The sequence below is a fragment of the Streptomyces sp. NPDC017246 genome (assembly GCF_044331325.1).
Lineage (GTDB): Bacteria > Actinomycetota > Actinomycetes > Streptomycetales > Streptomycetaceae > Streptomyces.
The window spans coordinates 55783-82320 of record NZ_JBIRMW010000004.1 but is presented as its reverse complement, the minus strand read 5'-3'; the positions used below and the strand labels follow the sequence as shown (position 1 = coordinate 82320).

The 26538-nt window shown below is 71.7% G+C and carries 21 protein-coding genes and 1 pseudogene; 12 read left to right on the top strand and 10 right to left on the bottom strand.

The genetic code is table 11. The annotated features are described in order from the left end of the window. The first annotated feature begins 161 nt into the window (after nt 1-161). Together ACH4MY_RS11210 and ACH4MY_RS11205 are read left to right on the top strand one after the other, a co-directional pair. Nucleotides 162-605: an ATP-binding protein gene (locus ACH4MY_RS11210; RefSeq protein ID WP_398000777.1), complete on the top strand. Its 444-nt coding sequence runs from the start codon at nt 162-164 to the stop codon at nt 603-605. Nucleotides 606-737: 132 nt separating this feature from the next. Further along, a complete protein-coding gene (locus ACH4MY_RS11205) occupies nt 738-1598 on the top strand; it encodes an RNA polymerase sigma factor SigF (RefSeq protein WP_398000774.1) in 861 nt (286 codons plus the stop codon). A 92-nt stretch (nt 1599-1690) separates the two neighbouring features. On the opposite strand, the pseudogene ACH4MY_RS11200 reads toward ACH4MY_RS11205, so the two are convergent. After that, a pseudogene (locus ACH4MY_RS11200) lies at nt 1691-2115 on the bottom strand (MerR family transcriptional regulator). 95 nt (nt 2116-2210) lie between these two features. On the opposite strand from ACH4MY_RS11200, the gene ACH4MY_RS11195 reads away from it, so the two are divergent. After that, entirely contained in the window at nt 2211-2720 is a 510-nt protein-coding gene (locus ACH4MY_RS11195; protein ID WP_398001647.1) for a methyltransferase domain-containing protein, read from the top strand. 21 nt (nt 2721-2741) lie between these two features. Here ACH4MY_RS11195 and ACH4MY_RS11190 read toward each other — a convergent pair whose 3' ends face one another. The 3 genes from ACH4MY_RS11190 to ACH4MY_RS11180 form a co-directional block, all read right to left on the bottom strand. After that, nucleotides 2742-4022 (bottom strand): extracellular solute-binding protein, encoded by a 1281-nt coding sequence (locus ACH4MY_RS11190; protein WP_398000772.1) that lies wholly within the window; start codon nt 4020-4022, stop codon nt 2742-2744. 237 nt (nt 4023-4259) lie between these two features. Next, the gene (locus tag ACH4MY_RS11185) at nt 4260-5837 is read right to left on the bottom strand and encodes a glycerol-3-phosphate dehydrogenase/oxidase (RefSeq protein WP_398000770.1); all 1578 of its coding nucleotides are present in this window, start codon (nt 5835-5837) and stop codon (nt 4260-4262) included. Beyond that, complete coding sequence (locus ACH4MY_RS11180; RefSeq protein WP_398000768.1) at nt 5834-6433, bottom strand: TetR/AcrR family transcriptional regulator; 600 nt, start codon at nt 6431-6433, stop codon at nt 5834-5836. Before ACH4MY_RS11180 ends, ACH4MY_RS11185 begins: the two co-directional genes overlap by 4 nt. 73 nt (nt 6434-6506) lie before the next feature. Here ACH4MY_RS11180 and ACH4MY_RS11175 point away from each other — a divergent pair, with 73 nt between their 5' ends. Next, nucleotides 6507-8102: an FAD-binding oxidoreductase gene (locus ACH4MY_RS11175; protein WP_398000767.1), complete on the top strand. Its 1596-nt coding sequence runs from the start codon at nt 6507-6509 to the stop codon at nt 8100-8102. Nucleotides 8103-8133: 31 nt separating this feature from the next. Continuing rightward, the gene (locus tag ACH4MY_RS11170) at nt 8134-9021 is read left to right on the top strand and encodes a diacylglycerol/lipid kinase family protein (protein ID WP_398000765.1); all 888 of its coding nucleotides are present in this window, start codon (nt 8134-8136) and stop codon (nt 9019-9021) included. A 56-nt stretch (nt 9022-9077) separates the two neighbouring features. Here ACH4MY_RS11170 and ACH4MY_RS11165 read toward each other — a convergent pair whose 3' ends face one another. The 3 genes from ACH4MY_RS11165 to ACH4MY_RS11155 form a co-directional block, all read right to left on the bottom strand. Further along, nucleotides 9078-9311, bottom strand: coding sequence for a hypothetical protein (locus ACH4MY_RS11165; RefSeq protein WP_398000763.1), 234 nt, complete (start codon nt 9309-9311; stop codon nt 9078-9080). A 310-nt stretch (nt 9312-9621) separates the two neighbouring features. Continuing rightward, entirely contained in the window at nt 9622-9981 is a 360-nt protein-coding gene (locus ACH4MY_RS11160) for a hypothetical protein (protein ID WP_398000761.1), read from the bottom strand. Nucleotides 9982-10100: 119 nt separating this feature from the next. Beyond that, nucleotides 10101-10451, bottom strand: a complete 351-nt coding sequence (locus ACH4MY_RS11155) for a hypothetical protein (RefSeq protein ID WP_398000759.1) — start codon at nt 10449-10451, stop codon at nt 10101-10103. A gap of 309 nt (nt 10452-10760) precedes the next feature. On the opposite strand from ACH4MY_RS11155, the gene ACH4MY_RS11150 reads away from it, so the two are divergent. Further along, entirely contained in the window at nt 10761-14012 is a 3252-nt protein-coding gene (locus tag ACH4MY_RS11150; RefSeq protein WP_398000756.1) for an ATP-binding protein, read from the top strand. A gap of 101 nt (nt 14013-14113) precedes the next feature. On the opposite strand, the gene ACH4MY_RS11145 is transcribed toward ACH4MY_RS11150, so the two are convergent. Then, nucleotides 14114-17407 (bottom strand): LamG-like jellyroll fold domain-containing protein, encoded by a 3294-nt coding sequence (locus ACH4MY_RS11145; protein ID WP_398000754.1) that lies wholly within the window; start codon nt 17405-17407, stop codon nt 14114-14116. 588 nt (nt 17408-17995) lie between these two features. Between ACH4MY_RS11145 and ACH4MY_RS11140 the strand changes: the two genes are divergently transcribed. From ACH4MY_RS11140 to ACH4MY_RS11115, 6 genes are all read left to right on the top strand, one after another. Continuing rightward, nucleotides 17996-19081, top strand: coding sequence for an ABC transporter substrate-binding protein (locus ACH4MY_RS11140; RefSeq protein ID WP_398000752.1), 1086 nt, complete (start codon nt 17996-17998; stop codon nt 19079-19081). 302 nt (nt 19082-19383) lie between these two features. After that, the gene (locus ACH4MY_RS11135; RefSeq protein WP_398000750.1) at nt 19384-21192 is read left to right on the top strand and encodes an ATP-binding cassette domain-containing protein; all 1809 of its coding nucleotides are present in this window, start codon (nt 19384-19386) and stop codon (nt 21190-21192) included. Beyond that, nucleotides 21189-22163, top strand: coding sequence for an ABC transporter permease (locus tag ACH4MY_RS11130; RefSeq protein ID WP_398000747.1), 975 nt, complete (start codon nt 21189-21191; stop codon nt 22161-22163). Before ACH4MY_RS11135 ends, ACH4MY_RS11130 begins: the two co-directional genes overlap by 4 nt. Continuing rightward, the gene (locus tag ACH4MY_RS11125; RefSeq protein WP_398000745.1) at nt 22160-23212 is read left to right on the top strand and encodes an ABC transporter permease; all 1053 of its coding nucleotides are present in this window, start codon (nt 22160-22162) and stop codon (nt 23210-23212) included. Before ACH4MY_RS11130 ends, ACH4MY_RS11125 begins: the two co-directional genes overlap by 4 nt. Before the next feature lie 129 nt (nt 23213-23341). Then, the gene (locus ACH4MY_RS11120) at nt 23342-24397 is read left to right on the top strand and encodes a LacI family DNA-binding transcriptional regulator (protein WP_398000742.1); all 1056 of its coding nucleotides are present in this window, start codon (nt 23342-23344) and stop codon (nt 24395-24397) included. Between the two features lie 186 nt (nt 24398-24583). Further along, on the top strand, nt 24584-25672 hold the full coding sequence (locus ACH4MY_RS11115) for an aldose epimerase family protein (RefSeq protein WP_398000740.1): 1089 nt from the start codon (nt 24584-24586) through the stop codon (nt 25670-25672). A gap of 73 nt (nt 25673-25745) precedes the next feature. On the opposite strand, the gene ACH4MY_RS11110 is transcribed toward ACH4MY_RS11115, so the two are convergent. Further along, nucleotides 25746-26120, bottom strand: a complete 375-nt coding sequence (locus ACH4MY_RS11110; protein WP_398000737.1) for a PRC-barrel domain containing protein — start codon at nt 26118-26120, stop codon at nt 25746-25748. A gap of 70 nt (nt 26121-26190) precedes the next feature. Next, entirely contained in the window at nt 26191-26415 is a 225-nt protein-coding gene (locus ACH4MY_RS11105) for a DUF6458 family protein (protein WP_398000734.1), read from the bottom strand. Nucleotides 26416-26538: the final 123 nt, after the last annotated feature.

Genomic DNA, 26538 nt, shown 5'->3' with positions numbered 1-26538 from the left:
CCCGTACGCGCTCGTGTGCGACCGGGCCCCGGTCCGTCGCGTTCGTCGGTTCTTCCGGCCGCATCCGTACTTGTCGGGTGTGCCCGGTGTGGGACGGCCGCTGAGGGGAACTCGGACGGAGAAAGCGGCAAGGGCGACAGGTACGTGAGGGAGGACGAGCGATGGGTGAGGTGATCACCAGGCGAAGCGCGGTGCGTCAGCCGTCGCTGTCGGCGAGCGTGTTCTACGAAGACGCCGACACGGGGAGCGGGATCATCGCGGCCGCCCGCGACTTCACGGCCGACTTCCTCACCGCCGCGTCGGCCGCCGGAGGCGGTCCGGTGTCCGGCGAACGCGTCGATCTGGCGCGGCTGGTGGTCAGCGAACTGGTGACCAACGCGGTGCGGCACGCGCCGGGGCCCTGTCGGGTGCTTCTCGAATGGTTCGAGGACGCGCTGGACATCTCGGTGTCCGACCGGCACGACGCCGCGCCCGTGGCCCGGCCCCACGATCCCCGGCGCATGGGACAGCATGGTCTCGAGATCGTGGTGGCGGTCTGCGAGCGGGTGACCGTGGAGCCGCAGCCGTCCGGGAAGCGCGTCAGGGCCCGTCTTTCCCTCGTGTGACGCGTCGGCACGAACCCGCTCGGGCGCGGATTTCCGCCCTCCGGGAATTCGTTGACATGTCCTGCGGAAGCGGGGGTAGGCGTAGCCCCCACGGCGGCAACCGTCGCCCACGGACGAGAGAAGGTCATCAGAGTGCCGACTGAGGTGACGACGGAGACGAGGGCCGGTGTCGCGACGGGTACGGAGGACCTTCCCGTACTCGAATCTCCCCGCAAGGTCGCTCCGAAGGACGCGCGCGAGCTGTCGAAGGTGTTCTTCGACAAGTTGGCGGTGCTGGAGGAGGGGACGCACGCGTACCAGTACACGCGCAACACGCTGATCGAGATGAACATGTCGCTCGTCCGCTACGCGGCCGGCCGGTTCCGGGGGGCCCACGGCGACGAGATGGAGGACATCGTCCAGGTCGGCACCATCGGTCTGATCAAGGCCATCGACCGGTTCGACCTCTCCCGCGAGGTGGAGTTCACCACCTTCGCCATTCCCTACATCGTCGGTGAGATCAAGCGCTTCTTCCGTGACACCTCCTGGGCGGTCCATGTACCGCGCCGGTTGCAGGAAGCCCGGCTGGAGCTGGCCAAGGCGACCGAGGAGCTGAGTTCCCGGCTCGGACGCGCACCGAGCGTGGCGGAGCTGGCGAGTCTGATGAACCTCTCCGAGAACGAGGTGATCGAGGCGCGGATCGCCTCCAACGGGTACAACTCCGCCTCGCTCGACGCCGCCATCGGCCCGGAGGGCGAGGACGACGGCTCGGCGCTCGCCGAGTTCATCGGAGTGGAGGATCCGGCGCTCGAGCTCTTCGAGGACTTCCACACGCTGGCGCCGCTGCTCGTCGGACTCGACGACCGCAGCCGCCGGATCCTGCACATGCGTTTCGTCGAGGAGCGGACGCAGTCGGACATCGGCGATGAGCTCGGCATCTCGCAGATGCACGTGTCCCGCCTGCTCTCCCGCAATCTGTCGGCCCTGCGCAAGGGCATGCTCGATCAGTCGTAGGAACGGATCGACGCCCGCGCCGCCCACTGCGGAACGGCCTCACCGACCCCCTTCCGGTGAGGCCGTTCCGTGCTGCGACGGCAGGACGGCGCCTATGTGCCCATGCGATGCGCCACCAGCCGGAAATGGGCACACCGCGTGAAGTCCTCGTGATCGCAGCCGAGGACGCATTCGATGAGCGCGAGTGATGCCTGCGCCGCCGCGATGCGGGAGCGCAGTGCCTCGGCCTCCTCGTGCAGGATGCTCCGCCGCCTCGCGGCACCGGAGGTGGTGAGCAGCGAGCGGATGGTGTCGAGGGGGAGCCCCGCCTCCTTGGCGCGCAGGATGACGGCGACGCGGGTGAGGTCGGAGGTCCGGTAGCGGCGGCGGTCGGCGGCGTCGCGGGCGGGCGCGAGGAGCCCCATCGTCTCCAGTGGCGCAGGACGTGCGTGGCCAGACCGAAGTGTTCGGCGAGGGCGCCGATGCTCATCGAGCCGTTCCCCTCGCCGGCGGGTGTCCGGTGCTCGCTTGACTTCATGCCGACATTAAGTCCCAACCTGGGGCGCATGACCAGGGAGACGGAACGGACACACCACCTGACCGGCGGCCTCGTGGCGCGGTTGGACGAGGCCGATCGCCTGCCGGGCGCCGCGGAACTACGGACTGCCCCTGCCGGACGCTTCCGTGGACGGCTACCGGGCCGACAAGGTCTTCCACGAACTGGCCCAGCCGGAGCGGGCGTTGGCCGAGGCGGTCAGGGTCCTGACGCCCGGAGGGCGGATCGCGCTGGTCGGCCAGGACTGGGACACCCTGGTCGTCGACTCGGACGATCCGGCCTTCACCCGTACCCTCGTGCACGTCCGCGCCGACCTGACCGTCGGCCCGCGCGCGGCTCGCCGCTACCGCAGCCTGCTGCTGGACGCCCGCTTCCGCGACGTGACGGTCACGGTGCACACCGGCGTGTACACCGGTTCGGCGGCGCTGCCTCTCCTCGCCGGACTGGCCGAGGCGGCCTGCTCCACCGGCGCCGTCGCACGCGCCCGAGCGGACGGCTGGATCGCCGATCAACGCGCACGGGCCGAAGCCGACCGGGTCTTCCTGGCCGTGCCGATGTTCCTGGCCGCGGCGACCGCGCCCCGGTGAGGCGGTGGCCACCGGCTCGGTTCACCGGTCCGGCTGGGTCACGTCCCGGGCCTGCTGGGCGATGTTCTCCAGCACGGCCTTCGGGTCGGCGGAGGGAGCGACGGCCTTGCCGATGTTCCGCTTGATGGTGTTGCTGACCTGGAGCCAGGACGGGTCCTCCACCGGGTAGAGCTGGGCGGTGCGCAGCGCCGTCAGGAACTGCTCGGCGCTGGGGTCCGCCGCCGCGTAGCGCGACGCCTGTGTGGCGGACACCGTCGAGGGCAGCAGGTGGTAACGCCCGGCGAATTCGGTGAGGTTCTTGTCCTCGTAGACGAAGTTCAGGAACGAGCCCACCAGCTCGCGATTGCCGTCGCGCCTGAAGGCCATCATCCAGTCGGCGACACCCGCCGCCGGCGGGGTCTTCTCGTCGTCCAGTGTGTCCGACACCGGCATGGGCAGCGTGCCGACCTTCACGCCCTTCGCCCTGGCCTCGTGCAGGAGCGAGGGATAGCCGTTGACCATGCCGACGTCGCCGCGGAGGAAGGCGGCGAAGGCGTCCTGCCGGTTGAGCTCGGCCGGCGGGACCGGACCGGTCAGGGCCGGCGCGACCAGGTTGTCCTTGATCCAGCGGAACGTCTCTGTGTTCTGCTCGGACGCGATGCTGTACGCACCGCTGTCGTCGGTGTACCCGCCGCCGTTGCTCAGTTCCCAGATCAGGGCCTCGGCGTGTGCCTCCTCGGGGCCGAGCGGCAGGGCGTACGGGTAGAGCACGCCCTCCTTCTTCAGCGCCTCGGCCGCGTCCTTCAGCTCCGACCAGGTTTTCGGAGGCTTCGCTCCGGCCTCGTCGAACAGCTCCTCGTTGTAGAAGAGCAGGCGGCTGCTGGCCACGAAGGGCAGGCCGTAGAGGGTGCCGTCGACGGTGCCCGCGTCCGCGAGCGGCAGCAGGAAATTCGCCTCCGCCCGGATCGACATCACCTCGTCGGCGGCGTAAAGGCGGCCCTGCGCCGCGAAATCGGAGTACGCGCCCATCAAAGCCACGTCCGGGGAGTTGTTCTCCTGAACCATGCGAGTGACTTCGCGGTCGACGTCGGCCCACGGAAGGAGCGTCACCTCGACCTTCTTGCCGGGATGGGCGGCGGTGAAGGCTGCGGCGATCCTGTCCCAGTAGGCCCGGGAGCTGGTCGCCGGGCCGTCGCCGTACTCCGGGACCACCAGGCGCAACGTGGTCCCGGCACTCCCGGACGAGCCGCAGGCGGTGACGAGGGAGCCCAGCAGTCCGATCGCGGCCAGGGAGGCGGTCATGCCGGAGATTCTTCGTCGCATGGAACGTTCCTTTTATCTTTTTAGAGGGTTCGTTCGAAATTCTCTCCTGGTCAGGGCCATATCGAGCCACCTACTGAACGGTTCTGGTCATAAATCCAAGGGGGAGGATTCCGCATGGTGTCTTCCGATATGCGGGTGCCTCTGTCGGTGCCTCGGTGGACGCGCGTAGAACCGGCCGCCGACGGTGCCCGGGGTGCCGGGCACCCCGGGCCTCAGCCGCGGCGCCGCCGCCGCACGTCAGCGCACCTGGGCGGTACGTTCCAGGGCGTCCCGGGCCGCCCCTTCGGCTGCGGAGCGGTCCTCCGGCACCAGGCCGATGCGGGTGCGGCGGTCGAGGAGGTCGGAGACGTCGAGCGCGCCCTCGTGGCGGACGGCCCACAACAGCTCGGCGCCCGTGACCGGGTGGCCGGGGACGACGGGCCGGGCGAGCGCGGGGTCCTCGAGGCCGAGCGCCTGAACGGCGGGTGCCTCGGAGCCGTAGCGGTGCACGAGCCGGGGCGCGACATCGAGCCCGGCGAGAACCTGTGGCCGGGCGGCGCCGACGAGGGGGACGGAGGCGGTACGGCACGGGCCGGCGGTCAGGTCCCCGGTGGCCACGGCGGCGTCGACGGCGTCCTGCGCCATGCGACGGTACGTGGTCAGCTTGCCGCCGACGACGGTGACGACGCCGGAGGGGGAGGTGAGCACGGCGTGCTTGCGCGAGATGTCGGCGGTGCGGCCCGCCTCGTCCCGGGTGTCGAGCAGGGGACGCAGGCCCGCGAACGCCCCCACCACGTCGGAGCGTTGGACCGTGACGTCCAGTGCGGAGCCGAGGACGTCGAGGAGGAAGCCGATGTCGGTCTCGGGGACCTCCGGCACGTCGGGGATGTCGCCGTCGACCGGTTCGTCGGTGAGGCCCACGTACACCCGGCCGTCGCCCTGGGGCAGGACCAGGACGAAGCGGTTCGTCTCGCCGGGGATCGGGATGTGCAGGCCGGCGGAGAGCCGGCCGAGGTCCTCGGAGCGCAGGACGAGATGGGTGCCGCGCGAAGGCCGCAGGCGTATGTCGTCGACGAGGCCGCCCGCCCAGACGCCGGTCGCGTTGACGACCGTGCGCGCGCGGATCCGCAGCTCCTGGCCGGTGGTCTCGTCGCGGACCAGCGCGCCGTCGCGGTGGAGTTCCAGCGCCCGGGTGCGGGTGAGGACCCGGGCGCCGTAGGCCGCCGCCGTGCGGGCGATCGCGGTCACCAGCCGTGCGTCGTCGGAGAGCTTCCCGTCCCAGGAGAGGAGTCCGCCACGCAGCCCGGTGGGCCGCAGGGCCGGGGCGAGATGGCGGGTCTCGACGGCGGACAGCGTGCGCGGTCGGGGCAGCGTGCCGCGTGAGGTGCGGGCGCCGACGCGCAGCAGGTCGCCCGCGAGGAATCCGGCGCGGGCGAGGGAGGCCTGGCCGCGGCTGACGAGCGGGGTGAGGGGCAGGACGAAGGGCTGGGCGCGCACGAGGTGGGGGGCGGTGCGCTCCATGAGGATGCCGCGCTCGACCGCGCTCTCGTGGGCGACGTCGAGCTGTCCGGACGCGAGATAGCGCAGTCCGCCGTGGATCAGCTTGGAGCTCCAGCGGGACGTGCCGAACGCGAGGTCGTGGGCGTCGATCGCGGCGACGGTGAGCCCACGGGTGGCCGCGTCGAGCGCGGCTCCGGCTCCGGTGGCGCCGAGGCCGACGACAAGGACATCGACCACCGCGTCGGCGCCGCCCTCGGCGAGCAGGTCCAGTTCGCGCAGGCGTCGCCGGGCGTTGAGGGAGGAACCGGGCAGGGCGGGGCTGCTCGTGGGGTTCATGGGGCGATGGTCCTCTCCAGCAGGGTGCGCAGCTCGTCGAGGAAGGCGGCTTCGCTCAGTTGGGGATCGGTCTCGTCGGTCATGGTGCGCAGCGAGAGCGTGAAGGACTGGACGACGAGCAGCAGGGACCGGGCCTGCAGGTCCGGCCGGACACGGCGAACGGAGCCGTCCTCCTGCCCGTCCTCGAGCGCCGTGTGGAGGAGCCCGAGCAGGGCGTCCTGGCTGGCGCCCCGGCGGTCGAGGATGTAGGGCAGCAGCAGCTCGGGGTCGACATCGAGGATCTTGTGGAAGAGCGGGTGGGCCCGGAACGCGGCGGCTCCGGCGACGAGCCCCTCGACGATCCGGTCCCGTTCGGGCCGGTCGTCGGCGGACTCCGGCATGGCGCCGGCGGCGACGGCGATCCACTCACGGGTCATCAGGTCACCCACCAGGCTGCGCACGTCGGGCCAGCGCCGGTAGATCGTCATCCGGGACACGCCCGCGCGCCGGGCCACGTCGGTGAGGGTGGTTCGCCGCACGCCGACGGCGAGCACGCAGTCGCGTGCGGCGTCGAGCACGGGATCTGCGTCTACATGGTTGTGACGAATGGGCGTCATCTGTCACAGTGTAATGCCAGCGTCGGCCGAGTGGCAGCGCTCCGTGAAACAGACCGTTAGGAACCCCTTCGAAGTGGACATGTTGTGGAGCGGTTGGGGCGACCCGGCCAAGGCGGCGCCCCTGCCCGAATCGGTGACCGGCCTGCTGCGTGACCTGCTCGGTGTCACACCCCGCGAGAGCGGCCCCTCGGCACTCACCGACATCGAACCGCCCGCCCCGGCGCTGACCGACGAGGCCCGCACCGCGCTGCGCACGGCCGTCGGTGGGCCCGACGGCCTGCGGGAGGACGCCGAGAGCCGCATCCGGCACACCCGCGGAAAGTCGACCCCCGACCTGCTGCGCATCCGGGCCGGCGAGGTCGACGACATCCCCGCCGCCGTCGTGCTGCCGGGCGACCACGACGAGGTCCTCGCCGTGCTGCGCGCCTGCGCCGACCACGGCGTCGCCGCCGTGCCCTTCGGCGGCGGCACCTCCGTCGTCGGCGGCCTCGCGCCCACCACGAAGCGGCCGTTCGTCGCACTCGACCTGCGGCGCCTCGACGGGCTGCTCGCCGTCGACGAGGTGTCCCGAACCGCGACACTGCAGCCCGGTCTGCGCGGCCCGCAGTGCGAGGCGCTGCTCAACGAGCGGGGCTGGACCCTCGGACACTTCCCGCAGTCCTTCGAATGGGCGACCGTCGGAGGCTTCGCCGCGGCCCGCTCCAGCGGCCAGGCGTCGGCCGGATACGGCCGCTTCGACGAGATGGTCCTCGGACTGACGGTCGCCACCCCCGAAGGCACCCTGGAGACCGGCCGGGCCCCGCGCTCGGCGGCCGGCCCCGACCTGCGCCAGCTGATCCTCGGCTCCGAGGGCGCCCTCGGAGTGATCACCGCGGTGACCGTGCGCATCCGCCCGCTCCCCACGAAGCGGATCTACGAAGGCTGGCGCTTCGCCTCCTTCGAGGCCGGCACGGCGGCACTGCGCCGACTCGCCCAGGACGGCCCGCGGCCCACGGTGCTGCGACTGTCGGACGAGTCGGAGACCTTCATCGGTCTCGCGCAGCCGGACGCCATCGGCAGCGCCGAAGTCCCGCAGAACCCGGGCTGCATGGCCATCGTCGGCTTCGAGGGCACCGAGGAGGAGACGACCGTACGCCGCGCCACCGCCCGCGAGGTCCTGCTCGCCTGCGACGGCGAGTTCATCGGCGAGGAGCCCGGCGACCGGTGGGAGCACGGCCGGTACAACGCCCCCTATCTGCGCGACGCGCTGCTCGACGCCGGCGCGTTCGCCGAGACGCTGGAGACGGCGGCCTTCTGGTCCGCCCTTCCCGGCCTCTACACGGCGGTGCGGGACGCGCTGACGCGTACCCTCACCGAGGCCGGCACGCCGCCGCTGGTCATGTGCCACATCTCGCACACGTACGAGAACGGCGCTTCCCTGTACTTCACCGTCGTCTCCGCGCAGGGCGAGGACGCCGTCGCGCACTGGGAACCGGTGAAGCGGGCGGCCAACGACGCGATCCTCGCCGCGGGCGGCACGATCAGCCACCACCACGGCGTCGGCACCGACCACCGCGACTGGTACGCCCGCGAGATCGGCCCCCTCGGCATTCGTATGCTGCAGGCGGTCAAGGCCGAGGTCGACCCCTCCGGTGTGCTCAGCCCCGGAGTCCTCGTCCCCGTCCGTTGAACCCCACTTCTGCCGCCCGGAGGCCAGAGCCATGCGACAGTTCACCGCCGTCGTCAACCCCACCGCAGGGGGTTCCAGCGGCACGGCGGGCCTGCTCCCGCTGGCCCGTCTGCTGCGGGAAGCGGGTGCGAGGCTCGACACCGTCTACAGCCGCAGCCTGGAACACGCGCGCGAGCTCGCCCAGGAGGCCGGAGCACAGGGGCACGTCGTGCTCGCCGTCGGCGGTGACGGGATGGCCGGCTGCGTAGGCGGTGCGCTCAGCGGTACGGACACGGTCTTCGGCCTGGTCCCGGCGGGCCGCGGCAACGACTTCGCCCGCGCCCTCGGCCTTCCCACCGACGCCCCGCGGCTCGCCGAGGTACTGCTCCACGCCGAGCCGCGGGCCGTCGACACGATCGAGGTGGAGTCCGCCGCGCACGCGCGGACCTGTGTCCTCGGCAGCGTGTACGCGGGCGTCGACGCGGTGGCCAACCGCCATGCCAACGCCTCCCGGGTGCTGCGCGGCGCGGCGTCGTACTACGCGGGCGGCCTGCGGGCGGTCCTCGCCTGGAAGCCCGCGGCGTACCGCGTCACGATCGACGGGGTGAGGCACCAGCGCACCGGCTACACCGTGGTCGTGGCGAACTCGGGCTTCTACGGCTTCGGGAGGAACGTCGCACCGGGGGCGCGGATCGACGACGGGCTGCTCGACGTCGTGGTCATCAAGCAGGCGCCGAAACGCCTCTTCTTCGCCATGATGAACGAGCTGAAGACGGGTGCGCACGTGAACCGGCCCGAGGTCGAGATTCTGCGCGGCAAGGAGGTCCGCATCGAAGCGGACCGACCGCTTCCGTACGGGGCGGACGGGGAGGTCGACGCGACCCTGCCGGTGACCCTCAGGGTGCGGCCCGCCGCTCTGAAGGTCCTTGCCCGACCTTGACGACGGGGAACGAACGAGCCCGCTCTCGCGTACGAGAGCGGGCTCGCTGCCGCAGGTCAGTGAGCGCCGAGGTAGGCGAGCTCCGCGCCCTGCTCCCAACCGCTCTCCGAGCACGAACCGGTGAAGATCGTTCCGTACACGGACGGAACGCCGGTCAGCGCACAGTGGGACGCGTAGCCGGCGCCACCCTCGGAGAAGCTCCCGATTCCGACGCCGTCGTGGGCGATCGCGGCACCGGCGCCGCCCAGGAGGATGCCGACGGCCAGGACAGAGGCGGCCAGAGAACGCATAACTACTCCTCAATGTCTCCGAAATGACGTGCCAGAAGGAGCCCGTCGCGCGGTCAAACGCCGGGTGGTGACAACGAGACACGGCGTCTCACTCCAATGCCGGACAGCGGATCACGGGGTCCCGCACCTGCAGAAACGATGTCCTCCAACGGCCCCTTGGAGAGCGTCCTCACCTCGTTGACCTGGCCCGCGCACCCATGTGGGTGCCCGGTGTCCGCCGCCGGCCCGGCCGCCGTCGAGTGGCCCCTGTCCGAAGAACGGGAAGGCCCCTCCCTGTTCTTCGGAGAGGGGCCTCGTGAGCTCGGACGCGTCAGCTGTGGATCAGCCACCAGTCGTCGGCCTGGTTCGTCGCGACGGTGTCCTGCCTCTCGCTGACGGTGACGGATCCGGTGCAGCCGGAGTTCGAGTAGCCGACCCAGTGCAGATCCCCCTTCCACCACCAGCCGCCGATGCGGTTGTCCTTGACAGGGGTGTTGAAGCAGGCGGCGGTGTATTCGCCGGCCTGGTTCCATCCGGCGACCTGGATGGAGTAGGTCTCACCCACGGTGTCGTAGAAGCGAAGCTGCTGGCCGTTGCTCCCGGCGAACGCGGAGCCGGAGCCGAGTACCGCGAGGGCCGCGCCGGTGGCGGCCACGGTGCCGATCCTGGCGAGCTTGGTCATGATGGTCATGGGAGTTCCTTTCAGGGGTGGCCGTACGACAGACGGAATCGCCGGCCTGGGACGTGTGGCTTCCGCGTCGCCGAGAAGACGACGGAGGAGCCGCGGCTGAGGGATCGGGCGGAGGCGGATCAGATGCCGATCTGGACGTAGTCGTCGCTGCCCATGTTCCAGGGGAACCAGGCGGAGTGGCTTCCGAGGTTGGCGCCGGAGCAGTCGCTGCTGAAGTAGGGGGTGTAGCGGACGTCGCCCCACCACCACCAGCCGTCGAGTTCGTTCACCGACTGGGGAGTCTGGAAGCAGTGTCCGATCCACTCGTCGTTCTGGTTCTGGCCGTAGATCAGGACGGAGTAGACGTCGCCGCGTCCGTCGACGTACTTGGCCTGCTGGCCCGAGGTTCCGGCCGAGGCGGGGGTGACGGCGAGGGAAGTGGCCGCGGCGGCGGCCGCGACGGCGAGCACGGTCTTCTTGAGGAGTCTCACGCGGGTCTCTCCTTTGGGGAAGCGAGGGCACGCCCCCTGGCAGAGGTGCACCGGAGCGATGGAGCCGATCTTTCCCGCGGTCCTTAACAGCCTTCTAACGCACGGCGTTAGACGCCGCTGACCTGGGAGAACACCCCACCCTTGGCGGGTTCCCCGCCGCCGGAGCCGCCCGGCTCCGGAGATCGCGCCGCTACGATGGCGGCGGGGGATCGTCCCCGCGTTCGCACGGGGGTGGGTATGCGGTTCGGGCTCCTTGGGTCACTCGCCGTGCACGACGAAGAGGGAGTGGACCGGGCTCCCCGTTCCCCCATGTCTAGGGCCTTGCTGGCCGCCTTGCTCCTGGACCCGAACCGGGCCCTGTCGTACGACCGGCTCGAGGCGCTCCTGTGGGTCGGGCGGCCCCCGGCCAGGTCACGGGCCTCGCTGCACAACCACCTGATGCGGCTGAGGCGTTCGTTGGGTGACGCCTCGCGCATACGCAGCCAGGCGGGCGCTCTGGTCCTGGGCGTCGAGGACGGAGAGCTGGACCACGTGCTGTTCACCCGGCAGGTGGAGGCGGCGCACACCTCTCGGCTCACGGGGGACTGGCCGAGCGCGGCCCGCAGCGCGGACGCGGCGTTGTCGCTCTGGCGCGGCGAGCCGTTGGCGGAGTTCCCGACCCTGGCCCTCGACGCCGTGGCCCGGGTGGCGGAGTGGCAGGAGGCCCGTCTGCAGGCCGTCGAGCTGCGTGCCGAAGCCGCGCTGCACCAGGGCCATCACGTCGAGCTGCTGACCGAACTCACCGGCCTGGCACAGGAGTTCCCCCTCCGGGAGTCCTTCCACGCCCAACTGCTCCAGGTGCTGCACCGCATGGGCAGAAGAGCCGAGGCCCTGGAGGTCTATCACCGCCTGCGTCGCACGCTCGTCGACACCATGGGTGTCGAGCCCGGACCGGCGGTCCGCACCGCCTATCACGAGGCACTCGACGACGAACCCGCACCCGAGCCGGCCGGCACCGCGGCGGTACGGTCCCCGGCAGGCGCGTTCGAGTTCGCCGTGCCGAACGCCCTTCCCCGGGACGTGGCCGCGTTCACGGGCCGGATCTCGGAGATCGACCGCCTGCTGACCGCCGCCGAGACCGATCCTGGAACCCTTCCCGGCGTGGTGGGCATCCACGCGATCGACGGCATGCCGGGCGTCGGCAAGACGGCACTGGCCGTCCATGTCGCGCACCGGCTCAAGGACGCGTTCCCCGACGGCCAGATCTTCCTGCCCCTGCACGCCCACACCCCGGGAACGTCACCCGTGGACTCGGCCGACGCGCTCACCACCCTGCTGCTCGCCGTCGGCGAGAACCCCCAGCGCATTCCGACCGACCCGACCGCGCTGGCCGGCCTCTGGCGCAGCCGCCTGGCGGGCCGTCGCGTCCTGGTCCTGCTCGATGACGCCCGCGGCAGCGCCCAGGTCGAACCGCTGTTGCCGGGAACCCCGGGCTCGATGGTGCTCGTCACCAGCCGCCGCCGGCTCGAGTCCCTGACCGACGCGACACCCCTGAGCCTGGGCGTGCTCACTCCCGACGAGGCCGTCCACCTGATCGTCACCAAGGCGGCTCGCCCGGACGTCACGGCCGACGACCCGACGGTCCGCGACCTCGCCGCCCTGTGCGGTCACCTGCCGCTCGCTCTGCAGCTGGTGGCCGCACGGCTGCGCCACCGCCCCACGTGGTCCCCGGGAGACCTCGTACGCGATCTCGGCGCCGCTCACGGCGGGCTCGACGCCCTGGCCTCGGAGAACGCCTCCGTCGCCGCGGCCTTCGACCTCTCCTTCCAGGACCTCTCCCCTCAGAGCCGACAACTCTTCCAGAGACTCGGCCTCGTGCCGGGGGACTGCTTCGACGCCCACGCGGCCGCGGCCATCGAGGGCATCTCCGTCGATTCCGCGCGCGCACTCCTGGAGGACCTGGAGAACCGTCACCTCGTGGAGGAACGCGCCCGCGGCCGCTATCGCATGCACGACCTGGTGCGCGCCTACGCGCGAGCCCGGGCCACCGAGGACACGGCGGCCCCCGTGGAGCGCCTGCTCGACTACTACCTGCACGCCACGACCGCGGCCGACCGTCGTCTGGCACGCTTCGACGCCCCGTACCCCGTCCCTACGGAGCGCCGCGCCCCGGCTGTGCCCGTGTTCCGCGACGCCGAGGACGCGACGGCCTGGATGCGCGTCGAGCGGGAGAACCTGCGGGCGGCGGTGGAGTACGCCGCCGACCACCGGCACCCGGTCCACACGGCGTACCTGCCCGCCGCGATGGCCGAGTTCCTCCGGGCGAACGGCCCCTGGCCCGACGCTCTGGCGCTCCACCGGACGGCCCTGGACGCGGCCGTGCTGACCGGGGACCTCACCATGCGGGCCGTGGCCCATCACAACAAGGCGACGATCGAGTGCTTGCGCGGCCACTACGAGCCGGCCGAAGAGGGGTTCCAGCGGGCCCTCGCACTCGTTCGCGAAGCGCGGGACCGTCATTGGGAGGGGATCGTGCTGAGCGGCCTCGGGAGGGTCCAGCGTCTGACCGGACGGTTCGACGACGCCATCAGCACCTTCCGTGACGCGCTCGCGTGCTGTACCGAAGCGGGGGATATGCACGGGCAGGCCGGCATCCTGACCGAACTCGGCCATGTCCAGCAGCTCACGGGAGACTTCGCACAGGCGGAGGCGAGCGTGGTGCGCTCCCTGCGACTGCGGCGGGGCAGAGAGGACATCGTCCGGGCCAACGCCCTGACCGGCCTCGGCGACATCCTCAAATCCACCGGCCGGTACGCCGAGTCCGTCGCCCGCCATCGCGAGGCCCTCGCGCTCTTCGAGCGACTGGACGTCCCGCTGGGAGTCGCGAACTCCCTCATCGATCTCGGTGACGTGCTCAGACTGCTCGGCGCCTACGACGAGGCGGTCCGCACCATAGCGCGGGCCCTGGGGCTGGCCCGGGAGATCGGAGGCAGAATGGGCCTGGCGCAGGCCCTCACGTTTCTGGCCCGGGTGCAACTGCGCCTCGGGCAGCACACGGAGGCCGCGCGGGGGCTGCGCGAGGCCCTCGCCATCTGCGAGGAACTGGGCAGCCCCTTCGCGCGTGCCTACGCGACGATGCATCTGGCCGAGGCCGAATCCGCTCTCGGCGAGCACGCGGAGGCCCTCGAACTCGCCCTGGAGAGCGTGGAACTCTGCAGGCGGACACAGGACCGCGGAGGCAGGGCGAACGCCCTCGTCATCCTGGGCGGCGTCCGGCTCACCGCGGAGGACCCGGAAGAGGCTCTGCGCTGCTACGAGGAAGCCCTCGCCCTGGCCCGTGACATCCGAGCCCCGTACGACGAGGCTCGCGCACTCGAAGGCGCCGGGCGAGCCCTGGCACGCCTCGGCTCCGTCCCGGAGAGCCGCGCCCGATTCTGCCGGGCCCTGACCATCGACGAACGGCTCCGGGTCCCCGACGCCGCCCGCCTGCGGGCACTGCTGTCCGACGTGGGCGCCGGATCACCTCGCGCGGCGGGGCAGGGACGCGCGGTGGCGGCCTCGCACGACCTTCCCCGGACGTGACGAACCCCCGGACGTGACGAACCCCCGGACCTCGGGCCCGCGCCCGGGGTCCGGGGATCCCGGGGTCGCGCGGGCTCTCCCACGCGTCCCCGGGCCTCGCCCTAAGGCTTCTCGGCCGCGTGCAGTGCGGCCACCTCCTCGGTGGAGAGCGCCTTGTCGAAGGCGTGCACCTGGTCGATCGAGCCCTGCCAGAAGTCGACGTTCCCGCCGCTCCACTTGGCGCGCCCGACCGCGAGCGGGCCGGTGCTCACGTCCGCCGGACCCGGGACCGCCGTGGCGACCAGGGCGCCGTCCACGTACAGCCGGATCTCGTTCTTCGTGACGTCCCGGACCCCCACCAGGTGGTACCAGCGGCCGAGTTCGGGTGTCGTGGCATAGCGGGCGCGGTTGCCGCCCGGGGTGCTGAAGGCGAAGGCGCCCTGGCCGTACTGCAGATAGAAGGGGTTCTCCTGGCGCCGGCCGTCCTGGCTGACCACGGTCGCGTAGTTGCCCGGCAGGGAGTCCAGCGTCGCCCACGCCGACACGGAGTAGCTCGTGGTGGTGTCGACGACGGGTCCGTCGGTCTGGGCGAAGTGGCCCTGCCCGTCGAACTTCAGCGCGCCGCCCCCCACTCCGGTGGTCCAGCCGGTCCCCTCGTTGAGGGTGAGCGTCCGGCCGCCGGGGCCGGAGTCCCGGGCCGTCGTGCCGGAGCCCTCGTCGAACGACCAGGAGGCACCGCCCTTGAGCGGACCGTGCTGCCCGGCCGCGGCGCCGGCCGCGACGACCTTCAGGTTGATCTCGCGCACCCGGGCCGGGTCGACCTTGATCTCCCGGCGGTCGTACGTGTAGAGGCCGTTGAGCTCGTTCTCCAGGTCGGAGATCTGGGTGTAGACGGAGCCGGACAGCTCGGCGCCCGCCGCCTCCAGATAGAACTTCTCGGTGTTCTCGACGTACTTGCGGGTCAGCGCCTCCTTGTCGGCGACCCCGCTGTAGATCACCGTCGGCGCGCCCGGCCACATGTGGCCCGGGACGCGCAGGGTGAAACCGCCGTGCTCGCCGTCCAGCGCCGCCCGGTGGTCCGGGTAGGCGGGGTCGGTGTTGTTGTAGTCGTGGTGGTCGATGATGTCGCCCTTGCCGGAGTCACCCTTGGAGTTGCAGCAGTTGACCCCGCTGTGGGCGTTGACGATGCGGGACGGGTCGGCCGCCTTGACCGAATCGGCGATCCGGCCCGTCTCCTCGCGGTTCCACTCGCCCCAGCCCTCGTTGAAGACCGTCCAGCCGATGACGGACGGAGAGTCGTGGTGCTGCCGCATCATCTCCCGGCCCTGGTCCACGAACGCCTGGTGGCCGGAGTCGTCCCTGAGGTCGCCCGAGACGAAGTCCTGCCAGACGAGCAGGCCCAGCCGGTCCGCGTGGTAGAACCAGCGGTCCGACTCCACCTTGATGTGCTTGCGCACGGCGTTGAAGCCCAGCTTCTTGTGCGCCTCCAGGTCGAACGCCAGCGCCTTGTCGCTCGGCTGGGTGTACAGCCCGTCCGGCCAGAAGCCCTGGTCCAGCGTGGCCAGCGAGAAGATCGGCTTCCCGTTGAGCACCAGCTTCTGGAAGCCGCCGACCTTCTCGACCGCGATCTTCCGCATGCCGAAGTAGCTGTCGACACGGTCGGCCGACCCGCCGTCCGTGAGGCGTACCTCCAGGTCGTAGAGATACGGGTCGTCCGGGCTCCACAGGTGCTGCTTGGCGACCGGGAGGCGCAGCGTGCCGGAGGCGGGTCCGGAGACCCGGCCGACGACCTTGCCGCGGGCGTCGCGGGCGACGGCCTCCACGCGCGCTCCGGCCGACGCGCGGGCGGATGTGACCTTCACGGCCAGGGTGCCGGTGTCGATGTCGGGGGTGGTGACGACGTCGTCGATGCCCACGGGCGCGACGGGCTCCATCCACACCGTCTGCCAGATGCCCGACGACTGCGTGTAGAAGATGCCGCCCGGGTTGGTGGACTGCTTGCCCGTCGGCTGGTTCGGGCCGCCCGTGTCGGTGACCGCGACGACCACCTCCTGCGGGCCCTTGGCCGTGAGGGCCTCGGTGACGTCGGCGCTGAAGGCGTTGTAGCCACCGGTGTGCTCGGCCACCCGCCTGCCGTTGACCCAGACGGTGGCGCTGTAGTCGACGGCGCCGAAGTTGAGCATCAGACGGTTGCTCTTGCCGGCCGCGCCCACCTTCCAGTCCTTGGGCACCTCCACCAGCCGGCGGTAGAACATGTGGTCCTGGTGCCGCTCGATGCCGGACAGCTGGGACTCCACCGGGAAGGGAACGACGATCTTCTCGTCCAGGTCCTTGCCGAAGACCGGCTGTTCACCGGCGTCGGCCGAGGAGAACTGCCAGGAGCCGTTGAGGTTCTTCCAGCGGGCGCGCACCTGCTGCGGGCGCGGGTACTCCGGCAGCGGCTTCTTCCGGTCCAGCGTGTCGCCCCACACCGTGGTCAGCCGGTGGGTGGAGGCGTTGGCCGCCGTGCGCAGGAGCCGGGGGACGGTCTCGTCCCCGTTCTTCAGTCCGCCGGCGCCGTCGTAGTCGATCCGTACCTGCTGGTTCTTCTGGACGGCCTCGGTCAACTCGACGACCGCGGTGTTCGGGTCGTCCCCGGCGACGGAGACGGACCGGATCGGCATGGGCGTGGTGTCCGCCTCGACCGTGAGGTGCCCGGCGACCGACGAGAGGCCGGACACCGGGTGCTCGAACCGCAGACGCAGTTGCCGGCCGCTCGCGGGGACCGTCGGCTCCACCGGGTAGACCTGGAAGCCCCTGGGCGGGGTGAAGGCCGACTCGGGGACCAGCTGCTTGGGCATGGTCGGGGTCGACCAGCGCAGGAACATGTTGGCCCCGCCGACGTCCTGGAACATCTCCAGCCGGAAGTCGTGCTTCTCGCCCGCCGTGAGCCGGATCGGGGCGCCGGTCTGCTCGCGGTCCCAGTCCGGCACCCAGTGGTCGATGACCGGCTCGCCGTCGATGAACAGCCGGAAGCCGTTGTCCCCGATCCCGTAGAAGGTGTAGTCGCCGGTGGTCGGTGCCTCGATCCGGCCGGTCCAGCGGGCGGTGGTGTGCTCGGTCCTTCCGGTCAGCGACTGGAAGGTGCCGGTGAGACCCGAGAAGTCGATCCGCGGGTCGAGAGAGGTGCCGCCCAGGCGGTCGAAGTCCCGGGCCCCGGGCGCGGACATGCTGAAGTACTCGCCCTTGAGGCCGTGCACTTCGATCGCCGCGTCCCGGGCGGACGCGGAGGCGGGGGAGGCGGCGGTGGAGGAGGTGGCGCCGTTCGGCTGTGCGGCCGAGGCGGTCGGGTTCAGGGCGCCGACGGTCAGCACCAGGGTGGCGGCGGTCAGCAGCGCCCATATTCCGGTTCGGGGGCGGGTGTTGCGTGGTGTCATCGAATCGTTCCTCTTGGAGAGGGGATCGGAGCGGGACCCGGGGAACACGTATCGGCGGAACCGCCCCTGCGAGGTGCGGTGTCCACCTCGGGGGCGCGGGCGCCCGGCGGTTGCCGCACAGTCGCGTCGGCAGGCGGCGGCCGGCGCCCCGCAGCCCGCCCGGACATCGCCTCGGCGGTGTCGGGAGGGGTGGGCATCGGTCATTCCAACGTTGGAAAACTGTGCGCAGCGGAATGACAGCACGCGGTGCGGAGGCTGTCCAGACCCTGCGCACCCTTCATCCCGACGGGCCGTCAACTTACTTACGACGAGCTCGGGTTCCTGCGGTGGAGACATTCGGGAAACGTTGTCCCCGCCCCTTGCAGAGCTCGCCGAGGCGCGGTTATAACGTTGTAAAGCCGAAGCCGCCGACTCGTCGGAAGGCGACTCCGAGCCTGCATCCGCCCAGTTCACGGGCGGGGCGCAGGCTGATCGAGGCTGCGCATCAAAGGTCTGCCCGCACATCGCGGCAGACCGGCCCCGCTTCCCTGCCCCGAGCGACCGCACGCCACTCGGCGGCGCTGTCCCCCGCCAAGGAGTGTCCTCTCCATGTCCCTTCCGCAGAGATCCCGCACGCTCTCCGTCGCCTGTCTCGTCGCCGCCACCGCCGCGCTCGCCCTCTCCGGCTGCGCCAAGTCGGAGACCACGGACAACGCGGGCGGCGACAGCGGCCAGGGCGCCCAGACCGTCCAGACGCCCACCGCGTCCGCCGGCCCGGGCTGCACCCTCACCACCTACGGCGCCCCCAAGCTCGACCTCAAGGACGCGGTCGTCGGCTTCTCCCAGTCGGAGAAGGAGGCCAACCCGTTCCGGATCGCCGAGACGCGGTCCATCAAGGACGAGGCCGCCAAGGTCGGCGTCAAGAAGCTCCTCACCACCAACGCCCAGTCGCAGCTGTCCAAGCAGATCAGCGACATCCAGGACATGCTCGCCCAGGGCGCGCAGTTCCTCATCGTGGCCCCGCTCAACTCCGACGGCCTGGAGCCCGCCTTCCAGGCCGCCGCCGCCAAGAAGGTCCCCGTCCTCACCATCGACCGCAAGGTCAACGCCACGGCCTGCGAGGACTATCTGGCCTTTCTCGGCTCCGACTTCGTCGAGCAGGGCAAGCGCGCGGCCGACGCGATGATCAAGGCCACCGGCGGCAAGGGCAAGGTCGCCATCCTGCTCGGCTCCTCCGGCAACAGCGTGACCACCGACCGCACCAAGGGCTTCGTCGACCAGGTGAAGGCGTCGGCCCCCGGCCTGGAGATCGTCGCCCAGCAGACCGGCGAGTTCGCCCGAGACAAGGGCCAGCAGGTCATGGAGCAGCTGATCCAGTCCAAGCCCGACATCACCGCCGTCTACGCCGAGAACGACGAGATGGCGCTCGGCGCCGTCACCGCGCTCAAGGCGGCCGGCAAGGCCCCCGGCAAGGACGTCAAGATCGTGTCGATCGACGGCACCCGCAACGCCGTACAGGCCCTGACCAACGGCGAGCTGAACGCCGTCATCGAGTCCAACCCGCGCTTCGGCCCGCTGGCCTTCGCCACCGCGGCGAAGTTCTACAGCGGGGAGAGCATCCCCGAGGACGTCATCATCGCGGACCGCGCCTACGACCCGGCCAACGCCAAGGAGTCCATCGGCGGCGCGTACTGACCCACGACCCGCCCGGTCCCGGCTCCGCGTCTCGGCGGGATCCGGGTATCCGGTCCGTGATCCAGCTGTCCGGTCCGGGACGCACATACCCGGTCCGGGAGCCCGTCCCGGCCGCGGGGCCGTTGCCGGCCTCCCCGCTCACGGCGGCCCCGCGCTCGTCCGACGCCGCCACGGTCGTCGTACACCCCCTGTTCGTTCGACGCCGCCACGGTCGGCGTCCACCCCGCCCGCGGGCGGGGTGGACGGGTGCGCCCCCCGGGGTCCGCACCCGCTCCACGTTCCCTCTCCGGAAGGCCACGTTCATGGCACCCCCCGAAGCGGCGCCTCCCGAAGCCGCGACGTCCGAAACCGTGACGCCCGCGACGAGCGGCGCCGCGCTCCCGGAAGCGCCGACGGTGGTCGAGGCCCGCGGCGTCGGGAAACGCTTTCCCGGCGTGGTCGCCCTCGACGACGTCTCGTTCACCCTCCGCGCCGGTGAGATCCACGCGCTCGTCGGCGAGAACGGCGCCGGAAAATCCACCCTCATCAAGGTGCTCACCGGCGTCCACCGCCCGGACAGCGGCGAACTGCTCCTGTCGGGACGGCCGGTGCGGTTCGCCCGCCCCTCCGAGGCGCAGGCCGCCGGCATCTCCACGATCTACCAGGAGGTGAACCTGGTCCCGCTGATGAGCGTGGCCCGGAACATCTTCCTCGGCCGCGAGCCCGAGAACCGCTTCGGGCTCATCGACTTCCCGCGGATGCACGCCGAAGCCGCGGCGCTCCTCGGCGGCTTCGGCGTGACCGTCGACCCGCGACGCCCCCTGAACACCCTCGGCATCGGCACCCAGCAGATGGTCGCCCTCGCGCGGGCCGTCTCCGTCGAGGCCCATGTCGTCGTGATGGACGAGCCCACCTCGTCCCTGGAACCGCGTGAGGTCGAGACGCTCTTCCGGATCATCGACGACCTTCGCCGGCGGGACATCGCCGTCGTGTACGTGAGCCACCGCATGGACGAGCTCTACCGGATCTGTGACCGGGTCACCGTGCTCCGCGACGGCCGGCACATCCACACCGGCCCGCTCGCCGGACTCGACCGCATGCGGCTGGTGTCCATGATGCTGGGCCGGGAGATCGCCGAAGTCCGCAGGCACGGCATGACGAGCTTCGGCGCGGGGGGCCACGACGTCGCGCGCAAGCCCGTCCTCACCGCCACCGGCCTGGTCCGCCGTCACCAACTGGACGACGTCTCGCTGGAGCTCCACCCCGGCGAGGTGCTCGGGCTGGGAGGACTGCTCGGCTCCGGCCGCAGTGAGCTCGCCAAGGCCCTGGCCGGCGCCCTGCCGCTGGACTCGGGCGAGGTCCGTGTCGACGGCGCGCCGCCGGGCCGCTCCTCCTCCGCCGGCGCCATCCGGGCCGGGATCAGCCTGCTGCCCGAGGACCGCAAGGCCGAGGGGATCGTCCCGGGCCTTTCGGTCCGGGAGAACATCGTCCTGGCCGCCCTTCCCCGGCTCTCCCGGGCGGGCATCGTCTCCCGGGCGAGGCAGGACCGTGTCGTCGACATCTTCATGAAACGGCTGCGGATCAAGGCGTCGAGCCCCGAGCAGAAGGTCGGCGAACTGTCCGGAGGCAACCAGCAGAAGGTCCTGCTGGCGCGCTGGCTCTGCCTGGAACCGAAGGTCCTCCTCCTCGACGAGCCCACCCGCGGCATCGACGTCGGGGCCAAGGCCGAGGTCCAGGCCCTTATCGACGAGCTCGCCCAGGAAGGCCTCGCGGTCCTGCTGATCTCCTCCGACATCGAGGAGCTCGTCGAGGGCTCCGACCGGATCGTCGTCCTCAGGAGCGGCGGCACCGTGGGCGAACTCGTCGGCGAGAACGTGTCCGAGGACGCCCTGCTCACGGCCTTGGCCGACCACACGGCGCCCGCCCGGGACGCCACGGCCCCCACGGACACGGCGGCCGGTACGGCGGAGGAGCCGTCCGACGCCGACCCCGCGCCGGCCACCGCGGGCCGCGCCCCCGCAGCCGTACCCCCGACCGAGCCCGCCGGGCCCGGCTCCGCGCCGGACCCGTCTCCCGCAGCCCGCCCACCGCACCGGGCCCCGGTCGCGGCCGCCGAGGAGGACCCCCGATGACCGTCCACGCCACCGCGGCACCCGTCCGCGGCGCCGGCACCCGGCGGAGCACCGCCGCGTGGCTCCAGGAGTACGGCGTCTACGCCGCCGTGGCCGCGCTGCTGCTCTTCAACGCCTTCTTCACCGAGTACTTCCTCACCGCCGACAACCTCCGCACCCAGCTGATCCAGGTCGCCCCGATCGTCATCGTGGCGCTCGGCATGGCGCTGGTGATCGGGACCGAGGGCGTCGACCTGTCCGTGGGCTCCGCCATGGCACTCGCCGCGGCGCTGCTGCCGCTCTACCTCGGCTACGGCCTCGTGCCCGCCCTGCTCGTCGCGCTGCTCGCCGGGGCCGTCGTCGGCCTCGTCAACGGCGCCCTCGTCTCGGTGGTGGGACTGCAACCGATCGTGGCGACCCTGGCCCTGTTCGTCGGCGGCCGCGGCCTGGCGCTCGTGCTGGCCGACGGGCAGCTCAAGCAGATCGTCAATCCCGACCTGCTGGCCCTGGGCACCGGCAGCCTCCTGGGCGTCCCCCTGGTCGTCCTGATCGCCGGGGCGCTGGCGCTCGCCGTCGCCTTCGTCGTCCACCGCACCACCTTCGGGCGCCAGGTCGTCGCCATCGGCGGCAACCGCAGGGCCGCCGCGCTCGCCGGACTTCCCGTGAAGCGGGTGCTCACCGGCGTGTACGTGCTCTGCGGCGTGCTCGCCGCGCTCGCCGGCGTCCTCGCCACCGCGCGCCTCACCGCGAGCGACCCGTCCTCCCTCGGCACCCTGATGGAACTGTCCGCCATCACCGCCGTCGTGGTGGGCGGCACCCCGCTGAGCGGCGGATCGGTCCGCGTGCTCGGCACCGTGGCGGGCGCCCTGCTCATGCAGCTGCTGCGCGCCACCCTGGTCAAGCACGACCTGCCCGACTCCACCGCCCAGATCGCCCAGGCGGCCATCATCATCGCCGCCGTCTACGTCGCACGGGAGCGCCGATCCCGATGAACCCCACCCCGCCCCTCACCGCCCCGGCGGCCGGTATCAAGGGCTCCGCGCCGGGCGTCGAGGCCACCGCCCACCGCCCCGCGAGCGGCCCCACCGCGGCGGAACGCCTCCTCTCCCTGGTCCAGCGCCAGGGCGTGCTGGCCGTCCTGCTCCTCGTCGTGGTCATCGCGTCGTTCGCCTACCCCACCTTCGCCACCCTCGACAACGCCCGCGGCGTGCTGGTCCAGGCGTCGTTCCTCGCCGTCGTGGCGCTCGGGATGACCATGGTGATCATCACCGGTGGCATCGATCTGTCCGTCGGCTCCGTCTTCGCCCTCGGCGGCGTCCTCGCCGCCTGGGCCTCGCAATGGGGCCTGCTCCCGGCGCTGCTGGTGCCGCTCGTGGTGTGCGGGGCGATCGGCACGCTGAACGGTCTGCTCATCGCCCGTACCGGCATGGCGCCCTTCATCGTCACCCTGGCCTCACTGCTGGGCGCGCGCGGACTCCTGCTCGCCTTCACCGACGAGGGCGCGACGACCTACCTGGTACCGAAGGGCTCGGCCTTCGCCGAGCTGGGCCAGGGCAGCGTCGCTGGTTTCGGATACCCGATCCTCGTCGCCCTCGTCCTCCTCGCCGTCGGCGGCCTGGTGCTGCAACGCACGTCCTTCGGCCAGACGCTGTTCGCGGTCGGCGGCAGCGGCGACGCCGCGACCCTCATGGGGCTGCCCGTCGCCCGGGCCAAGGTGACGGTGTACTTGCTGAGCGGCCTGCTGGCCGGCTTCGCGGGGGCACTCAACGCCGCCCGGCTCTCCTCCGGCGTCACCATCATCGGCACCGGCATGGAACTCGACGCCATCGCCGCCGTCGTCATCGGCGGAACGCTGCTGGCCGGAGGCGCCGGCTCGGTCAGCGGCACCCTCTGGGGCGTCCTGCTGCTCGCCGTCATCCAGAACCTGATCAACCAGATCGGCTCGCTGAACTCCAGCTACCAGTCGGTGGTCAGCGGAGGATTCCTGATCCTCGTCGTCGTGGCACAGCGGTACGTTTCACGCAGCAGAAGGACGCTCTGACGCCGGAACCACCCTTTCCGGCCCCGTCGTCCGGGGCCCGGAGGGCGCCCGCGCCCCCAGGGGGACGGGCCCGCGCCGGCCCCGGTCCACCGGCGGCCGACCGATCAGAGCCGAACCAGAGGGAGTTCCGTGGGCGTCAGCCTCAAGGACGTCGCGCAGCGGGCCGGCGTGTCGATCAAGACCGTGTCCAACGTGGTCAACAACTATCCCCATGTCACCCCCCAGATGCGCGCCAAGGTGCAGCGGGCCATCGACGAGCTCGGCTACCGTCCGAACCTCACCGCCCGTCATCTGCGCAAGGGCCGCACCGGCATCATCGCCTTCGCCGTTCCCGAACTCGGCAACCCCTACTTCGCGGAACTCGCCGGAGCCGTCATCGACGCCGCGGCCCAGCACGACTACACGGTGCTCGTCGACCACACCGCGGGACTGCGCGAGCGCGAGCTGCTGGTGTGCCAGGAGTTCCGCTCCCATGTCATCGACGGGCTGATTCTCAGCCCCATCCACCTGGAGAACGACGACCTGCTCGCCCGGCAGGAGACCTCACCGCTGGTCCTGCTGGGCGAGCGCGAGTACGAGGCACCGTACGACCAGATCGCCATCGACAACGTGGCCGCGGCCCGCAGCGCCGTCCGGCACCTTCTGGACCTCGGCCGCCGGCGCATCGCCTTCCTCGGCTCACGCACCGGCCGCGAACGCCAGCCCGCCCATCTGCGCCTGCGGGGCTGGCGCGAGGAGCTCACCGCGGCCGGTCTCGAACCCGACGAGACCCTGGTCGTCGCCACCGACGGCTACGGCAGGGGCGACGGCGCCGCCGCCATGACGGCCCTCCTCGACCGGGAGGTCGTCCCGGACGCGGTCTTCGCCTACAACGACCTCATCGCCCACGGCGCCCTGCGCACCCTCACCGAACGCGGCCTGAGAGTCCCCGAGGACGTCGCCGTCGTGGGCTTCGACGACATCGAGGAGAGCCGTTACGGTGCGATCAGCCTGACCACGGTCGCCCCGGACAAGCAGGCCATCGCCCGGCACGCCGTCGACCGGCTGGTGGAACGCCTCGCCGGCGGGCCCGTGTCCGAGCCGCGCCGGATCAGACCCGGATACCGGCTCGTCGTACGGGAGTCGACGGGGCGAGTGGACCCGGTCGCCCCGGCGGAACGACCGGAGACGGAACCCGGGGACTGACCCGCGGCGGGCGCCCCGCCCCCGAGCCCGCCGGCGCCCGCGAAACCCAACACACCGGCGGGCGCGCCGCCGGCGCCCGCGAACCCCACACATCGGCCGGCGCGCCGCTCCCGGGCCGCCGTCACCCGCGAACCCGCACGCCGAGTCCCTGCCCTTCCGCCGCCTCCACTCGTGACGAGGACACCCATGCGCCGACCCACCGTCCGCAACCGGCCGTTCGGTACCACTCCGGCAGGGGAGGAGATCGTGCTGTGGCGACTCGAGTCGCCGTCCGGCGCCTACGCGGAGATCCTCACGTACGGCGGCATCCTGCACGCCCTCGGCGTTCCCGACACCACCGGACGCGTCGGGAACGTGGTCCTTTCCCTGCCCTCGCTCGACCAGTACGCGGAGAAGAGCCCGTACCTGGGAGCCCTGATCGGCCGGTACGCCAACCGCATCGCGCACGGGCGCTTCACGCTCGACGGCACGGAGCACGCGATACCGGTCAACGACCGGGGCCACGCCCTGCACGGCGGCCACGAGGGCTTCGACACCAGGGTGTGGGAGGCGACGGCGCACACCGACGGCGAGACGGCGGCGCTCCGGCTGCGGCTGCGCAGCCCCGACGGCGACATGGGGTTCCCCGGAACGCTCGACGTCACGGCCACCTACTCGCTGGACGCCCACGGCACCCTCGCCCTCGACTGCGCGGTCACCACCGACCGCCCGACCGTCGTCAGTCTCAGCAACCACGCGTACTTCAACCTGGCGGCGGACGGCGGACACATCCTCGACCACACGCTCCAGGTCGAAGGCGACGGATACCTGCCGGTCGATCCGGCGGGCATCCCCCTCGGACCGGTCGCGGCCGTGACGGGCACTCCATTCGACCTCACCGCGCCCCGCCGCCTGCGCGTCGGCGTCCTCGCGGACGACGACGAGATCCGCGTCGCCGGCGGGTACGACCACTGCTGGGTGCTGACCCGCGGCGTGTCCGGCGTGCCGCGCCGGGCGGCCCGCCTGGCCTCGCCGGACGGCGGCAGGGTGATGGAGGTGTGGACGACGGCCCCCGGCCTGCAGGTCTACACGGCCAACCAGCTCGACGGCACGCTCACCGACCCGGCCGGCCGGCCCCTGCACCGCCACGGCGCGGTGTGCCTGGAGACGCAGCACCTCCCCGATGCCCCCAACCGGCCCGCGTACCCGAGTCCGGTGCTGCGCCCGGGTGTGACCGGACGCAGCCGCACGGAGTTCCGTTTCCCCAGGCCTCCGGCCGGGGACTCGGTGCGCTGACGGGGCCCGGGCACACCACGGGCCCGGGCAGAGCCTGTGCCCTGCCCGGGCCCGTGGTGTGCCCGGGGGAGTGTCAGATGGCGCCCGTGCCGCCCGAGAACGGTCCGCCGGTGCGGTAGTACTGCCCGATCTCCTCGCGGTACTGCCGGTCGGCGAGGTGCTTGTCCGAGTGGAACTCGGGCGCGTCCTTGACCTGTTCTCTCGCCAGGGCGAGGTGGACCGCGTGTTCCTCCAGATCGACGCGGGTCACCGCGCTTGCCGGGATCAGCACCTCCTTGCCGAAGATCCAGACACCCGTGTCCACGACCAGAAAGGCGTCGCCCACCTCGTCGGAGTACTTGTCCACCGTGCCGATGTGGCCGTCGGACGCCTCGACCCGCCATCCGGTGAGGTCGGTGCCCGCGAGGTGGCCGGACCCCGTGCCATAGGCCCATGTGCGGTCGGTCATCGGTGCCGCTCCTCTGTCGCTGTACGTCGTGTACGTCGTGCATGTCTCCCGCAGGACGGTGCGGACCGTCTCAGAGCAGGTCGCGCCGCTCCTGGTCCGTGACCGTGGGGGCCACGGGCGGGACCACCATCCGGCGACGGCGAAGAACGCTGGTGTAGACGGCGGTTCCGAAGATGCCGACCGCCATCAGGATCAGACCGACCACATCGAGGTTGACCGCTTCGAGCTCCCAGTCGGAGGCGAACGTGAGGATGGCTCCGACGGCGATCATGATGATGAACAGGCCCAGACGCATGATTGCTCCCTCCCAGGCGGTTGGATAGCCACCGCGTACCCGGGCCTCCGGGGATCATGCCGACGTCTCCGGGGCCGGTCGCGGGAGCAGGGCCCGCCCCCGAGGGGGTGGGCCCTGCTCCCG

Excerpts from the sequence above, each read along its gene's own strand:
- ACH4MY_RS11210 (WP_398000777.1), top strand. The coding sequence starts at position 162 with ATGGGTGAGGTGATCACCAGGCGAAGCGCGGTGCGTCAGCCGTCGCTG.
- ACH4MY_RS11190 (WP_398000772.1), bottom strand. The coding sequence starts at position 4,022 with ATGCGACGAAGAATCTCCGGCATGACCGCCTCCCTGGCCGCGATCGGA.
- ACH4MY_RS11185 (WP_398000770.1), bottom strand. The coding sequence starts at position 5,837 with ATGAACCCCACGAGCAGCCCCGCCCTGCCCGGTTCCTCCCTCAACGCC.
- ACH4MY_RS11180 (WP_398000768.1), bottom strand. The coding sequence starts at position 6,433 with ATGACGCCCATTCGTCACAACCATGTAGACGCAGATCCCGTGCTCGAC.
- ACH4MY_RS11170 (WP_398000765.1), top strand. The coding sequence starts at position 8,134 with ATGCGACAGTTCACCGCCGTCGTCAACCCCACCGCAGGGGGTTCCAGC.
- ACH4MY_RS11165 (WP_398000763.1), bottom strand. The coding sequence starts at position 9,311 with ATGCGTTCTCTGGCCGCCTCTGTCCTGGCCGTCGGCATCCTCCTGGGC.
- ACH4MY_RS11160 (WP_398000761.1), bottom strand. The coding sequence starts at position 9,981 with ATGACCATCATGACCAAGCTCGCCAGGATCGGCACCGTGGCCGCCACC.
- ACH4MY_RS11150 (WP_398000756.1), top strand. The coding sequence starts at position 10,761 with ATGTCTAGGGCCTTGCTGGCCGCCTTGCTCCTGGACCCGAACCGGGCC.
- ACH4MY_RS11145 (WP_398000754.1), bottom strand. The coding sequence starts at position 17,407 with ATGACACCACGCAACACCCGCCCCCGAACCGGAATATGGGCGCTGCTG.
- ACH4MY_RS11140 (WP_398000752.1), top strand. The coding sequence starts at position 17,996 with ATGTCCCTTCCGCAGAGATCCCGCACGCTCTCCGTCGCCTGTCTCGTC.
- ACH4MY_RS11135 (WP_398000750.1), top strand. The coding sequence starts at position 19,384 with ATGGCACCCCCCGAAGCGGCGCCTCCCGAAGCCGCGACGTCCGAAACC.
- ACH4MY_RS11130 (WP_398000747.1), top strand. The coding sequence starts at position 21,189 with ATGACCGTCCACGCCACCGCGGCACCCGTCCGCGGCGCCGGCACCCGG.
- ACH4MY_RS11125 (WP_398000745.1), top strand. The coding sequence starts at position 22,160 with ATGAACCCCACCCCGCCCCTCACCGCCCCGGCGGCCGGTATCAAGGGC.
- ACH4MY_RS11115 (WP_398000740.1), top strand. The coding sequence starts at position 24,584 with ATGCGCCGACCCACCGTCCGCAACCGGCCGTTCGGTACCACTCCGGCA.
- ACH4MY_RS11110 (WP_398000737.1), bottom strand. The coding sequence starts at position 26,120 with ATGACCGACCGCACATGGGCCTATGGCACGGGGTCCGGCCACCTCGCG.
- ACH4MY_RS11105 (WP_398000734.1), bottom strand. The coding sequence starts at position 26,415 with ATGCGTCTGGGCCTGTTCATCATCATGATCGCCGTCGGAGCCATCCTC.